This window comes from Streptomyces sp. NPDC047072 (assembly GCF_040643855.1).
In the GTDB taxonomy this organism is placed as follows: domain Bacteria; phylum Actinomycetota; class Actinomycetes; order Streptomycetales; family Streptomycetaceae; genus Streptomyces.
On the sequence record NZ_JBEYVC010000119.1, the window covers coordinates 19,660 to 33,119 of the forward strand.

At 68.2% G+C, this 13,460-nt stretch carries 11 protein-coding genes; 9 read left to right on the forward strand and 2 right to left on the reverse strand.

The features are described from left to right. Positions 1-31 precede the first annotated feature (31 nt). The 8 genes from ABZ896_RS36115 (at position 32) to ABZ896_RS36150 (ending at position 10,497) form a co-directional block, all read left to right on the forward strand. A complete protein-coding gene (locus ABZ896_RS36115) occupies positions 32-1,483 on the forward strand; it encodes an aldehyde dehydrogenase family protein (RefSeq protein WP_360938609.1) in 1,452 nt (483 codons plus the stop codon). A 32-nt stretch (positions 1,484-1,515) separates the two neighbouring features. Then, a complete protein-coding gene (locus tag ABZ896_RS36120; protein WP_360938612.1) occupies positions 1,516-2,307 on the forward strand; it encodes an aldolase/citrate lyase family protein in 792 nt (263 codons plus the stop codon). Between the two features lie 20 nt (positions 2,308-2,327). After that, a complete protein-coding gene (locus ABZ896_RS36125) occupies positions 2,328-3,317 on the forward strand; it encodes a 2-dehydropantoate 2-reductase (RefSeq protein ID WP_360938615.1) in 990 nt (329 codons plus the stop codon). Positions 3,318-3,347: 30 nt separating this feature from the next. Then, positions 3,348-4,532: an MFS transporter gene (locus ABZ896_RS36130; RefSeq protein ID WP_360938618.1), complete on the forward strand. Its 1,185-nt coding sequence runs from the start codon at positions 3,348-3,350 to the stop codon at positions 4,530-4,532. Positions 4,533-4,918: 386 nt separating this feature from the next. Then, a complete protein-coding gene (locus ABZ896_RS36135; protein WP_360938621.1) occupies positions 4,919-6,388 on the forward strand; it encodes an MFS transporter in 1,470 nt (489 codons plus the stop codon). Positions 6,389-6,483: 95 nt separating this feature from the next. Then, positions 6,484-7,512, forward strand: coding sequence for a zinc-binding dehydrogenase (locus ABZ896_RS36140; RefSeq protein ID WP_360938624.1), 1,029 nt, complete (start codon positions 6,484-6,486; stop codon positions 7,510-7,512). Positions 7,513-7,546: 34 nt separating this feature from the next. Then, a complete protein-coding gene (locus ABZ896_RS36145) occupies positions 7,547-9,046 on the forward strand; it encodes an aldehyde dehydrogenase family protein (protein ID WP_360938627.1) in 1,500 nt (499 codons plus the stop codon). A gap of 65 nt (positions 9,047-9,111) precedes the next feature. Next, positions 9,112-10,497 carry an MmgE/PrpD family protein gene (locus ABZ896_RS36150; protein WP_360938630.1) on the forward strand — a complete coding sequence of 462 codons (1,386 nt, stop codon included), beginning with the start codon at positions 9,112-9,114 and terminating at the stop codon, positions 10,495-10,497. 25 nt (positions 10,498-10,522) lie between these two features. On the opposite strand, the gene ABZ896_RS36155 is transcribed toward ABZ896_RS36150, so the two are convergent. After that, on the reverse strand, positions 10,523-11,650 hold the full coding sequence (locus ABZ896_RS36155) for a PQQ-dependent sugar dehydrogenase (protein WP_360938633.1): 1,128 nt from the start codon (positions 11,648-11,650) through the stop codon (positions 10,523-10,525). 120 nt (positions 11,651-11,770) lie between these two features. Between ABZ896_RS36155 and ABZ896_RS36160 the strand changes: the two genes are divergently transcribed. Beyond that, the gene (locus tag ABZ896_RS36160) at positions 11,771-12,346 is read left to right on the forward strand and encodes a cyclophilin-like fold protein (protein ID WP_360938636.1); all 576 of its coding nucleotides are present in this window, start codon (positions 11,771-11,773) and stop codon (positions 12,344-12,346) included. Here the strand turns inward: ABZ896_RS36160 and ABZ896_RS36165 are convergent. After that, on the reverse strand, positions 12,271-13,176 hold the full coding sequence (locus ABZ896_RS36165; protein ID WP_360938639.1) for a helix-turn-helix transcriptional regulator: 906 nt from the start codon (positions 13,174-13,176) through the stop codon (positions 12,271-12,273). The two genes, ABZ896_RS36160 and ABZ896_RS36165, sit on opposite strands and share 76 nt — an antisense overlap. Positions 13,177-13,460: the final 284 nt, after the last annotated feature.

The window sequence follows — 13,460 nt, forward strand, 5'->3', positions numbered from 1 at the left end:
ACACCACACGCGGTCCGAGGAGGACTCACTCATGAGGCAGTACCCGCACCTCTATATAGACGGTCAGTGGACCGAACCGACCGATGCCCGCGAACTGGAACTCGTCGACCCCACCCGCGAGGAGGCGTTCGCCCGCGTGGCTCTGGGGAGCGCGGCCGACGCGGACCGCGCGGTCGCCGCGGCCCGGCGGGCGTTCGAAAGCTTCTCCACCACCTCGGTGGAGGAGCGGATCGCGTTGATCGACCGCATCATCGACGCGTACGAGGCACGCATCGACGACTTCTCCGAGCTGATCGCGCGGGAAGTCGGCATCCCCGTCGCCAACCGCGCGCAGGTCACGGGCCCGGCCCAGCACATGAGGGTGGCCCGCGACCTGCTGCGCGAGTACCCCTTCGAGTCGAGGATGGGCGGCGCCATCGTCCGCCGCGAGCCGATCGGCGTCTGCGCGCTGGTGTCACCGTGGAACTGGCCGATCCAGACCGGCGTGATCAAGCTCATCTACGCGCTGGCCGCCGGCTGCACAGCGGTCGTCAAGCCCAGCGTCAACTCCGCCGCGAGCGGCGTTCTCCTGGCCCAGGTGCTGCACGAGGCCGAGGTGCCGCCAGGCGTGTTCAATCTGGTCAACGGCGCAGGCCGGGACGTGGGCGACAGGCTCTCCCGCCATCCGGACGTGGACATGATCTCCTTCACCGGCTCCACCGGCGCCGGCCGTCAGGTCGGAGCCGCCGCCGCGGAGACCGTGAAGCGGGTCTGCCTCGAACTGGGCGGCAAGTCGGCGAACATCGTGCTGCCCGACGCCGACCTCGAGAAGGCCGCGCGCTGGAACATCCAACGCTGCTTCTTCAACGCCGGTCAGTCCTGCCACGCCCCCAGCCGCATGCTGGTGCACGAGAGCCAGATCGAACAGGTGGTGCCCTTCCTGGTCGATGAGGCACGCGGCTTCCGCCTCGGCGACCCGCTGGAGAGTTCGACCACCATGGGCCCGGTCGTCAGCGCCGCCCAGTTCAAGTCGATCAGGGACCACATCCAGGGCGCCGTCGACGAGGGTGCCCGTCTCGTCACCGGTGGCCTCGATCGCCCCGACGGCCTCGACCACGGCTATTTCGTGCAGCCCACGGTGTTCACCGGGGTCACGCCCGACATGACGATCGCCCGGGAGGAGGTCTTCGGACCTGTCCTCGCCGTCCTGTCCTACCGGGACGAGGACGAGGCCCTGCGCATCGCCAACGACTCGGTCTACGGGCTCGGCGGCTTCGTCTTCGGTGGCGACCGGACGAACGCCCGCCGCGTGGTGAACGGTCTACGGGCCGGACGGATCAGCTACAACGGCGCCGCCACGGACTCGTACACCCCCATGGGCGGCTACAAGCAGTCCGGCATCGGCCGCTCGATGGGCAGGTTCGGGTTCGAGGAGTACCTCGAAGTCAAGTCCGTTTACGGGTTCGAGGACGAGGCGCAGGCCCTGCCGCCTCTCTTCGGCTGAGACACCCCGAACCAGGCAGGAGCCTTCCGAACATGACCAGCGAATCCACCCCTCTGCTGCGCAATCCCGCCAAGGAGAAGCTGTCCAGAGGCGAGACGGTGTACTCGATGACCGTCCGGCTGGTGCGGACCGTCGACATCGCCGCCATCGCCCACACGGCCGGCTTCGACTCCGTCTACATCGACATGGAGCACAGCCCGTTTCCCTTGGACGCCGCGGCCCAGATCTGCATGGCCTGCAATCACCTCGGCGTCACCCCCCTAGTGCGGGTCCCCGGTCTGGACCCGCACTACATCGCAAGGGTCATGGACTCCGGCGCCATGGGGATCATCGTGCCCGGCGTACAGTCCGCCGACGAGGCGCGCACCGCCGTCCGTGCCGTGAAGCACGCGCCGCTGGGGGAGCGTTCCCTGGCGGGTTCCCCGCCTCAGCTGCACTTCCGGTCCTTCCCCGCAGACCAGACCATCCGCGCGCTCGATGAGGCCTCCATGGTGGTGGCGCAGATCGAGAACCGGCCCGGTCTGGACGCGGTGGAGGAGATCGCCGCGGTGGACGGAATCGACGTGCTCCTCGTGGGCGCCAACGACCTCACCCTCGAGCTGGGTATCGCGGGGCAGATGGACCACCCCGAGCTGCACAAGGCATACCTGCGCGTCATCGAAGCCTGCCGCGTGAACGGAAAGACCGCGGGCGTCGGCGGACTGGGAGGGCGCCCGGACCTGATCCGCCAGTACCTCGACCTCGGCGCCGGCTACGTCTCCACCGGTAACGACATCTCCTTCCTGAGCGCCGCCGCAGCCCAGAAGCGCCAGCAGTTCGACTGATCGCGGAACAGGGAGCACACATGAAAATCTGCGTATACGGTGCGGGGGCCGTCGGCGGCCACATAGCCGGACGCCTTGCCGCGGGCCGGGCCCAGGTCTCACTGATCGCCCGCGGTGAGCAGCTGGCCGCGATCCAGCAGCACGGGCTGCGGGTAGAGGTCCGTGACAGCGAGTTGATGATGTCCCGCCCGATGGCCACCGATCGGCCCGGCGATCTGGGGCCGCAGGACATCGTCATCGTCGCGGTCAAGGCCCCGGCTCTGCCGGCCATCGCCGAGCACCTCGGGTCTCTGCTCCATCGGGACAGCCTGGTGCTCTTCGTCAACAACGGCATTCCCTGGTGGTACTTCCACGCGCACGGTGGCCCCCTGGACGGAACGCACCTTCGACGGCTCGATCCCGAGCGGGCGCTGTGGGACGGCATCGGGCCCGAACGCGCCGTGGGCGCCGTCGCCTACACCGCCTGCACCGTGGTCGAGCCCGGAGTCATCCGCGCCGCGAACCCGCGCAACCGCCTCATCGTCGGACGCCCCGACGGTCGGCCCGACACGAGGCTCGACGCGCTGGCGTCCCTCCTGAACCCCACCGGCCTGGAAGTCACCGTCACACCGGGGATCCGCGACGCCGTCTGGGCCAAGCTGCTGATGAACCTCATCGGAGGCTCACTGGCCGTCCTCGCCGACTCGGCCATGAAGGACGTCCTCGACAAGCCCGCCGTTGCCGGCACCGCCAAGGCGATGGCGTCCGAAGGCGCCGCCATCGCCCGTGCCCTGGGCTGTGATCCGGGCGATCCCGAGGAGGGCCTGAGCAAGCTGGCGACCTCCGGTCATCTCCAGAGCATCGCGCAGGACCTGCGGGCCGGTCGGCCCATGGAGATCGACGCCATGTTCCGCGTCCCCCTCGATCTGGCCGACATGGTGCAGGTCCCGACCCCCAACCTCGAGCTGGTGATCGAACTGGCCACCCAGCGGGCCCGTGTGGCGGGCCTCTACCACGACACCAGTCGATGACATCGCTCCCCGCTCGAAGGAGCATGTCTCGTGCTGCGACCGTTTCCACGATTGATGATCGTCACCATCGTGGCGCAGACCGTCGTCTCCGGGCTACGGCCGCTGTTGTCCTACGAGGCCCTGGCGCTCGATGCGAGCGCGACCGAGCTCGGCGTGCTCACCGCGTCGTTCTCGGTGGTGTCCCTCGTTGTCGCGGTGCCCCTGGGCCGCGCGGTCGATCGTTGGGGAGAGCGACCCTTCCTGACCGTGGGCCTGTTCGTCATGGCGGTGGTATCTCTGAGCCTGCTCGCACCTCAGCGCCTCACGAGCCTGGTGGCGGGCAGCGCCCTGCTCGGCCTCGGCCACCTGGGCACGATGCTCGGCATCCAGACGCTCATCGCGCGTACCGAGGACGGCGCACAACGCGATCGCCGGTTCTCGGTCTTCACGATCGTCAACTCGACCGGTCAGATGTTCGCGCCGGCCGCGGCCGGTCTGCTGGCCGGCCACGTCGGGTCCACGGACGCCGCCACGAGCTCGTTCTCCGGGAGCCGGGCGTTCGCCGCGGCCGCCATCGCCGCCGCCTTGGGTCTGGCGGCCTCTGTCGGCCTCGGCCGGTCCCCCCGGAGCCGGGGCGGCAGAGCGAGTCGAGCAGTACGACTCCCACGAGGCGGCTTTCGTACGGTGCTGAAGGTGCCCAGCATGCCCAACGCGCTGCTGGCCAGCTTCACCGTACTTTCCTCCATCGACCTGCTCGGCGCCTACCTCCCTGCCTACGGTGCGCAACGTGGGCTGTCGGTGCGAACCGTAGGCCTGCTCCTGGCCGCGCAGGGAGCCGCATCCCTGACGGCGCGCGTCGGGATGCTCCGGCTGATCCGTCTGCTGACCCGGCGCCGTCTGCTCTCCCTCAGCATGCTGGTCGCCGCGGGCGGCCTCGCTGCTCTGCCGTTGGTCGACCAGCTGCCGGGGCTCTGTCTGCTGATGGTCGTCATCGGCTTCGGCCTGGGCCTCGGCCAGCCGATCACCCTCGCCTGGGTGGCCGAACACGCGCCGGACGGACTCCAGGGCACCTCGATGAGCATGCGGCTGGGCGGCAATCTGCTGGGTCAGACCCTCGTGCCGGTGACGGTCGGTGCGGTGGCGGGGGCGACCGGCCTCGCAGCGGCCTTCCTCTCACCTGCCGTGCTCCTGGCGACAGCGGGCTTCTTCGTCTTCCGGTCGCGACTGCGGGAGTGAGGGCAGGCAGCTTCGCACGGCGTTCCGGAGCGGTGGCAGAGACGGGCACTCCAGCCATTGACTTAATCTCACAATGCAGGATAGCTTCAAGAATCACTACGAGAGCCGTGCACTGTCGCTACTGAACCGCCTCCACGTTGCAACAGCGTGTGACGGCGGAGCCGCCAGTTCAGCTTGATCGAGACGGTCCCCCTCCTTCACAAGTAAGAGCGGTTCACCAACACGCCGTCGTGTTCGCGTCGTTGAGCGCCGAGCACCGAGCCAAAGGTTGTAAGACGCATGATCGGACAACGTCGATCGAACCCATGCGGAACTCGTCACCCCGGCCTGGCCCCCGCCAGCTCCTGCCTCGTCCCGGGCTCGGCACGGCAGGGAGGCCTCGGCCGATGAACACTCACGTCAACGCGGGCCGACGGCTCGACAACCTGTCCGTCGGCAAGTTCCACCGACGCCTGGCGCTGCTCGTCGGCGTCGGCATGTTCTGCGACTCGTTCGACAACACGCTGTCGGCCGGGGTGCTGGCGTCGGTCCTGGACACCGGCTTCTCGACGCTGAAGCTGAACTCGCTCTTCCTGTCGGTCACCTTCGCAGGCCTCGCGATCGGGGCGTCCTTCGCGGGCTGGCTCAGCGACCGGTTCGGACGCGCCTTCGCCTTCCAGTTCAGCCTGGCGCTGTTCGGGATCCTCGCTCTGTGCGCGGCGATGGCGCCGTCCATGGAGGTGCTCATCGCCCTGCGAGGCGTGATGAGCATCGGCATGGGTGCCGAATACGTCATCTGTTACGGCATGATCACCGAGTTCATTCCGCCCGGCCGCCGGGGCCGATACCTGGGTCTCCTCGGTATCTTCGGCGGGATCGGTGTCTCGCTGTCCTCGGTCCTCGGCTGGGTCGTCATACCCGTCTGGTCCTGGCGTGGGATGTTCGTCATCGGCGGCGTGGCCGCGCTGATCGCCTGGTGGCTGCGCAGGGGTATGCCGGAGTCCCCGCAGTGGCTGGAGGCGCGCGGCCGGTACGAGGAGGCCGAGGCCGTCATCCGCAGGATCGAGCGGGAGTCCGGCGCGCCGAGCGGGGCGACCAGCTCGACGCCGGTCGCGCACGAGAAGGACGAGAAGGCCGAGTGGGTGCCGATCACGGTGCTGTTCTCGCGGCCTGTCATCCGGCGGACGCTGATGGCCCTGATCCTGACCGTCACCTGCCTGTTCGGTTCGTACGTCGTGACCGGCTGGATCCCCACGTTCTTCGTGGAGCAGGGGATGACGGTGTCGAAGTCGCTCGGGTTCAACGCGGCCATCATGTCCGGCTATGTCGCGGGCCCGCTGCTGTGCCTGTTCATCGTCGACCGCCTCGGACGGCGTCGCAGCATCATGATGTTCGGGACCCTCGCCGCGGTCTTCGCCGGCATCTATCCGTTCATGACACAGTCCGCGGCGGTCATCGCCATCGGATTCATCCTGGTCGCCACGGTCGCGTCGTTCCTGACCCTGGGCCTGGGCACGACCCCGGAGTTCTTCCCCACGGCCTTCCGCTTCCGCGGCGGCGGCTTCTCCCAGACCGTCGGTCGCGTCGGCCTGATCGCCTCCCCCTTCGTCGTCCTGTGGCTGTTCAACCGCTTCGGCGTCCTCGGGGTCATCCTGGCCGTCTCGGGCATGTACGTCGTCGTGACCCTGCTCAACGCCGTCGCCGGCGTCGACACCTCCCGCGAGGCCCTGGAGCAGATCGCCCCGGAGAGCCACCTCGACGACGTGCCGGAGGAATCCGGCAGCGCGCCTGCCCGACAGCCGGAGCCGGAGGCGTCTGCCGGCTCCTCGCTCTCGGAACCGTCCGGCGCGGCCCGGTCGCCCGGCTCGAACGGCTGAACCCTTCGCCGGCAGCAGGCCGCGGCCTGCTGCCGGCCCTCACACGAGCGGCGTCATCGACGCCATCCGCCTCCTGACCATCGAGGATGGTAGACATGAAGGCTGTTCTCTTCCTGGGCGAAGGAAAGATCGATCTCCGCGAACTTCCCGACCCGACGCCCGGGCCGGACGAAGTCGTCATCCGCATGAAGGCCTCCGGCATGTGCGGGAGCGACCTGCATCACCTCCACGGCCCGCTGCGCACCGGATCCGAGCTGGTCATCGAAGGGCATGAGCCGTGCGGAGTCGTCGAGCTCGTCGGTGACGCCGTGCGGCCCAGCGAGGCCAAGGTCGGAGACCGGGTCATGGTCCACCACTACGACGGCTGCCGCACCTGTCGATACTGCCGTTCCGGCTGGACGCAGTACTGCCCGAACGCGCGCACGGTGTACGGCGGGCTGGACGGCGACGGCGGACACGCGGACTTCATGAAGGTTCCCGCGCACACGCTCATCGCCCTGCCCGACTCCCTGTCGTTCAAGACCGGCGCGGCCATCTCGTGCGGCACCGGCACGGCCTTCGCGGCGATCAAGAGGGTCGGCCTGTCCGCCGACGAGACCGTCGCGGTCTTCGGCCAAGGACCTGTGGGGCTGAGCTGCACCATGCTGGCCAAGGCATTCGGGGCGCGGGTCATCGCCGTCGACGTCGAGCCCTCCCGGCTGGCGATGGCCGAACAGTTCGGCGCCGACCACGTCGTCGACGCACGGGAGAAGGACCCCGTGGCCGCTGTCCGGGGACTGACCCGAGGCGGCGAAGGCGCGGACAAGGCCCTCGAATGCAGCGCCAACGCCACCGTGCGCCGTCAAGCGGTCCAGGCACTCCGGCGTTGGGGAACCGCCTGCATGGTCGGGGTCTTCGGCACCGTCGAACTGGACAGCGAGGAACTCATCCAGCTGCAGAAGACCGTCGTGGGCTCGCTCACCTTCAGCAAGAACCTCCAAGAGGAGTGTGCCCTGTTCGTCGCCGAGCGCGGCCTGGACGTGGAGTCGCTGTTCACCCACGAGTTCCGGCTGAACGAGGCGGAAAAGGCCTACGAGCTGTTCGACCGACGCCAGATCGGCAAGGGCGTCTTCATCTTCGACTGACGCGGTGTCGCGGCTCAGGTGAGAGGTAAGGAAAGTGACCACATCCCAGCAGAACCTCGCTCCGGGCGAGCAGGCCCAGGCCTTCTTGTCCCGCGAGGTGCACCATCACTTCGTCGATGGCGAGAGCGTCCCGGCCGTGTCCGGGCAGACCCTGACCACGGTGAACCCGTCGACCGGAGCGGTCCTGGCGCGGATCGCCTCCGGTGATGAGGCCGACGTCGATCGCGCGGTCGTCTCCGCGCGCAAGGCGTTCCAGGGTCAGTGGAGCGCCTGGACCCCGTACGGGCGCCAGGCGCTCCTGACGCGCGTCGCCCAGATCCTCGACGAGAGGTTCGAGGAACTGATCCAGATCGAGGCCATGGACATGGGCGCCCCGGTCTCGAGGCTGCGCAACAGCAAGCCCGCCTTGATGAAGATGCTGTCGTTCTTCGCCTCGCAGGCGGCGAACATCTCGGGCGAGACGCTGATGAACGGCATCCCCGGCAACGTCACCACGATGACGTTGAAGGCCCCGGTCGGCGTCGTCGGCGGCATCATTCCCTGGAACGGTCCGCTCAACGGCCAGTTCTGGATCATCGGCGCCGTTCTGGCCAGCGGGTGCACCGCCGTACTGAAGCCGTCCGAGGACGCCTCTCTGTCGGTGCTGAGGGTGGCCGAGCTCCTCTACGAGGCCGGGGTGCCGGCGGGTGTGGTGAACGTCGTCACCGGCCTGGGCAAGGAAGCCGGCCACGCGCTGTCGGCCCACCCCGACGTCGACCGCATCGCCTTCACCGGATCGACGCAGACCGGACGCAGCATCATCGAGGCGTCCACCGTGAACATCAAGAAGCTCCAGCTGGAGCTGGGCGGCAAGTCGGCGGACATCGTGTGCGCGGACGCGGACCTGGACAAGGCGGTGCCGGGTGCCGCGATGGGGGTCTTCGCCAACTCGGGGCAGATCTGTTTCGCCGGCACCCGGGTCCTGGTCCAGCGGGCCGTCGTCGACGAGTTCACCGAGCGGCTCCTCGCGTTCATGGACACCCTGCGGGTCGGGCACAGCCTGGATGCCGCTGCCACGTTGGGCCCGGTCATCTCCCAGCCCCAGCTGGACAAGGTGCTGTCCTACATCGATGTCGGACAGGGCGAAGGCGCCGAACTGCTCCGCGGGGGTCGGCGGCTCGGGGGCGAGTTCGAGAACGGGTACTTCATGCAGCCGAGCGTCTTCGCCGGCGTGACCAACAAGATGCGCATCGCCCGCGAGGAGATCTTCGGCCCGGTCCTGTCGATCCTGCCATTTGACGACGTGGACGAAGCCGTCGCCATCGCCAACGACAGCGAGTTCGGCCTCGGGGGAGCCGTCTGGTCGCAGAGCCTGTCCACCGCCCTCCGCGTGGTCCACGGCGTCCACACCGGCACGATGTGGGTGAACTGCTATGGCTACATCGATCCGCTGGTCGGGTTCGGCGGAACGAAGATGAGCGGCTACGGCTCCAAGGGAAGCGCCGCCCACATGGACAACTACCTGTACACCAAGAGCGTTTACATCGAGCTCTGAGGTCTGATGCCTTCAGGCGGCCGCGCACCAGCCCTGTCATGATCGTTCCGACACCGAGGCGTCATATGCCCCTTCCTACCGCCGACCTGGTCCACCACCTCGCCGATGCCGTCGTCGGCGCGAGGTACGCACAACTCCCGGCCGACGCCGTGGAAGCGGCGAAGAAGAGCATCCTGGACACGCTGGGAGTGATTCTGGCGGCCGGCGGCACAGAGCCCGCCGTGCAAGGGGTCGTCGACCTGGTGCGGGAGAGCGGGGGGCGGCCCGAGGCTTCCGTACTCGCCTTCGGCGGCAAGGCCCCGGCGATCATGGCGGCCTTCGCGAACGGGGCCATGGCGCACTGTCTGGACTACGACGACCAAACGCCGTGGGGACAACACGCGTCCAGTTCCGTCATCCCGGCGGCGCTCGCCGTCGCGGAGCGGAAAGGTGGCGTCTCTGGCAGGGAATTGATCGTGGCGGTCGCCGTGGGACAGGACATCTTCGCTCGCCTGCGGTGCAACGTCGGCTGGCGCAAGGACTGGAACCTGTCGTCCGTGATGGGCGTGTTCGCCGCCACCGCGGCGGCGGGCCGGGTGCTCGGCCTTTCTCGCGAGCAGCTGACCAACGCGTTCGGCATTGCCAGTATGCAGTCGTGCGGGGTCATGGAAATGGTGTGCGGGACCGGCAGCGACCTGCGCGGAATGTACGCGGGATTTCCCGCGAAGGGTGCGGTCATGGCGGCTCTGCTGGCCGAAAAGGGAACAACGGGAGTCGAGTCCCTCTTCGAAGGCGAGTACGGGTTCTTCGCCACGTACTTCGACGGCGAGTACGACCGGGACAGGATTCTGGAAGACCTGGGCGTCGACTACAAGGGTGGCGGGACCCTCTACAAGCTCTGGCCGGCGGTCGGTACCGCGCACAGCCACATTCACGCGACCGTCGATCTGATGACGCGTCATGACCTGAGCGTGGACGACATCGACGAGATCAGGGTCTACGTCGGCGACTACCACGACGTGATGTGCAGGCCCTTGGCGGCCCGACGCGCGCCCACGACGCTCGTCGACGCGAAGTTCAGCCTCCCCTTCCTGGTGGCCGTCGCGGCCGTACGCCGGGGGATGGGTGTCTCGGACTTCACCGCCCAGGCACTGAACGACCCTAGGGTACTGGCCGTCGCGCGGAAAGTGGTGCCGGTACAAGACGGCTCCCTGGACTGGAAGTTGGAACTTCCGCCAGGACGGGTCGAGATCGTCCTGCGCGACGGTCGCAGGTTCGAAAGGGTGGGAGTCGACGTACCGGGCGGCCCGGAGGCACCCATGACGTGGGACGACATCGCCCGAAAATTCGCCACCTGTGCGTCTGCCGCCACGGCGCCCCCATCGATGGACCAGGTCAGGACGGTGCAGCGGATGACCCGGGAGCTCGAGTCGCTGAACGACGCGACCGAAGTGCTGCGCGTGCTGGTGTGAGCAGTCGGGTCGCGCCGGGCTCAAGTCAGCTGCCGCTCAGGCGGCCGGCTCCCAGTTCGACACGGACGATGCGATCGTCCCCCGAGCGCGGCTCGGCGTGTCCGTCGGTGTTGTTGGTGAGGAACCAGAGGGCTCCGTCCGGGGCGAGAGCGACGGCGCGGATACGTCCGTACTCACCCTTGTAGTACTCGGTCGAGGTCGACAGGTCCGAGAGCGGCACGGCGCGCAGGACCTGGCCGCGGAGGTTGGCGATGAACAGGGTGCCCTCGACGGCGAGAAGACCGCTCGGGCTGGCGTCGGCTGGGCTCCACTGCTGGACGGGGTCGATGAAGTCCTCGTCGCCGCCTCGGCCCTCCGCCGTGGGCCAGCCGTAGTTGCCTCCAGGGCGGATGATGTTCAGTTCGTCCCAGGTGCCCTGGCCGAACTCGGTCGCGAACATGGTGCCGTCGGTAGTCCACGCCAGGCCTTGGACGTTGCGGTGCCCATAGCTGTAGACGAGTGAGTCGGGGAACGGGTTGTCGTCCGGGACGCCGCCGTCCGGAGTCATCCGAAGGATCTTGCCCGAGAGCGCGTCGAGGTCCTGCGCACTGCTTGAGTTGCCGGCGTCACCGACACCGGCATACAGCATCCCGTCCGGACCGAAGGCGATGCGCCCGCCGTTGTGGTAGCTCGCGGACGGCAGTCCATCAAGGATGGTCTTGCCGGAGCCCAGCGTGAAGAACCCCGGAGAACCGGACAGCGCGTACCGCTCGATGCGATTGCCGTCCTGCCCCGTCGAGTACACGTACAGACGGCTCCGTCCGTCGACGGCGAGTCCGAGCACACCGCCTTCACCGCCGTGAGCGACGCCGTCGATCGTGCCGACGACCCGGGAGCGTCCAGAACCGTCGAGTTCGAGGATGCGTCCCGTGTCCCGTTCACTGACCAGTGGCGTTCCCTCGATGAACACCACGGACCAAGGTGCGCCCAGACCGGTAGCCACTTCGCGTGGTGTGCCTGTCGGTGCCATCGCGACACCGGGGCTGCCGGAGAAGGACGGCACGGAACCGGTGGCCGGTCGAGGTGCCGGGGCGTCCGCGGTGGTGCAGGCAGTGAGGCCGATACCGATCGCGAGGGTCGTCGCGAAGGCCCGGGTCAGTCGAGCGTGTGCCATGTGTCTCCTCGGTAAGGCGCGCCGGATGTGGCATGTCGGTTCTCACTCGTCGGGGTTTCGGCCTGGGAGGTACTGACAGGGCTTCCCACCTGGGGTTGTTGCGCTTTTAGCCTCGAAGGCATGAGCACAGTGAGTTCTCTCGACCCGAGGCGGTCTCGGCGAGCGGGTCTGAGGTGGGCCCTTCCGCTCGTCCTCGCCTTCACCTTCGTCACGGCAGCGTGCACCAGCGAATCGGACGACACGGCTTCCCCGAGCACTTCGCCCACGCCGTCGTCATCGGCGGCCTCCCGCGCCCCGGCCTCCGAGAACCCGTCCTCGCCGAGCGAGCGGACCGCGAACTCGACCCCGATCAGGATTACGATCGGCGACACCGTGCTCTCCGCTCGCCTGTGGGACAACGCCACCGCCCGTGACCTGGTGAGGCAGCTTCCGGTCACCGTGGAGTTCAGCGATCTCATGAACGCGGAGAAGGCCGGGCACCTGCCCCGGGACCTCTCGACGGACGGCATGCCCGAAGGGGACGACCCACAGTCCCGGGACATCGGCTACTACGCGCCATGGGGAAACCTCGTCTTCTACTACGGTGATGTCGACTACTGGGACGGCATCGTGAGGATCGGTCAGTTCGACGGGGACGTGGACGCGATCGCGGACCAGCCCGACGGCTTCAGGGCGCGAGTCGAGCTGGCTCGCTGAGCCCACGCCGCCAGCAGGGCGAGCGCGTCGCCGGCGGGTGTCCCAGGCTCCGCGCTGTACGCGACGATCGACAACCTCAAGTCGGCGGGCACGGCGAGAACCTCGAACGACAGGGTCATCTCTCCGACCGCCGGGTGGCGAAGACGCTCTTCGCCGGTGTGCTGAAGGTGCACGTCGTAGTGGGCCCACACCTCGGTGAAAGTCGGGCTCGCCGCCTGGAGTTCGTCGATCAGGGCTCTGAGATCCCGGTCCGCGGGGCTGCGCACGGTCTCCGAGCGGAGCGCCGCGGCGATGGCGTGGCAGGCACGCCGCCAATCGGGATAGAACTCCCGGGCGCGAGGGTCGAGGAAGACGAAACGCGCGAGGTTCGGAGGCTGCCCCGAGCCAGTGAGCAGAGTGGAGTACAGGGCTCGCCCGAGACTGTTCGCGGCGATGACGTCCTGCTGGGAGTTGCGTACGACAGCGGGCGCCTGCAGGGCGTCGAGTAAGCGCCGTACGGGCGCCCGGACATGCACGGACGCGGAACGGCCGCCCGGTACGGTCGTCCAGCCCCGACCGCGGGCCAGATCGAACAGATGGGCCCGCTCGGTGTCGTCGAGCCGGAGCGCCCGCGCGACGGACTGGAGCACGCTGTCCGACGCTCCTTCGATTCGACCGCGTTCGAGGCGGGTGTAGTAGTCGACGCTCACGCCGGCCAGGCGGGCGACCTCCGCGCGCCGCAGGCCCGGAACGCGGCGTTCTCCGCCCAGGTCCTCCAACCCGACCTGCTCGGGCCGCACACGGGCACGGCGCGTGGTGAGGAAGGAGCGAACTTCCTCCTGTCGATTCATCACAGCTGCCTCACGTCGACCAGTCGGCCCGCGCGACGGATGGAAGGTACGGACCCGCACGATCCAGGCCTGGCGAGCTTGATTTCGGGAGGGATATCCGACGTACCTGGCCGGAATGCTCACAGGAATGAACTTTGCAGTTAATCCCGCTTCCCATAAGAGGAGAATTCCTTCGGGAGATGAGGCTGTCCAGGGGAGAAATTCCTCCCCCCTTGGGTGGTGGTCCCAATACAGGGCTTCCAGTTGGGAGGGGTCGACTTCGTCCGGGGCCCGCCAGCCGGGGC